This is a genomic window from Streptomyces calidiresistens, assembly GCF_014141525.1.
GTDB classification, from domain to species: Bacteria; Actinomycetota; Actinomycetes; order Streptomycetales; family Streptomycetaceae; genus Streptomyces; species Streptomyces calidiresistens.
Genome location: NZ_VKHS01001491.1, coordinates 1 through 558, shown reverse-complemented (window position 1 = coordinate 558; position 558 = coordinate 1). Strand labels below are relative to the sequence as shown.

Annotated in this window: 1 protein-coding gene; it reads left to right on the top strand. The window is 74.0% G+C overall.

Features of this window, described 5'->3' with window-relative positions:
• The coding region (locus FOE67_RS27970) for a DNA cytosine methyltransferase (protein WP_228474381.1) at positions 1-558 on the top strand (558 nt) is incomplete at both ends.

Genomic DNA, 558 nt, shown 5'->3' with positions numbered 1-558 from the left:
GGGTGGGGTCACGCGCTGTCTGTCCTCGGGGTGCGGGAGGTGGGGCTGGAGTGGGACGCATGGGCCTGCGCCACCCGGGCCGCGGCCGGGCAGGTCACCATCCGGACGGACGTGGCCGGATATCCGACGTGGCCGTGGGTCGGCCGCACCCGGGGGTTGATCGCGAGCCCGCCGTGCCAGGCGTGGTCGATGGCCGGCAAGCGTCTCGGCCTGGTGGACCGGCCGTTGGTGCACCGGGCGGTCGCCGACCTGGCCGCGGGCCTGGATACGCGTGAACGTCTGCGCGGTGCGTGCCGGGACGAACGCTCGCTGCTGGCGGCGGAGCCGATGCGCTACCTCCACGCCCTGACCGCCGTTGGAGAGCCGCAGTGGGTGGTCATGGAGGAGGTGCCGCAGGTGTTGCCGTTGTGGAGGCAGTACGCGGCCATCCTCCGGTCATGGGGATTCTCGGTGTGGGCGGGAGTGTTGAACGCCGCCGACTACGGGGTGCCGCAGACTCGGCGGCGGGCGATCCTCCTCGCCTCCCGGACCCGGCCCGCCCGGCCACCCTCCCCGACC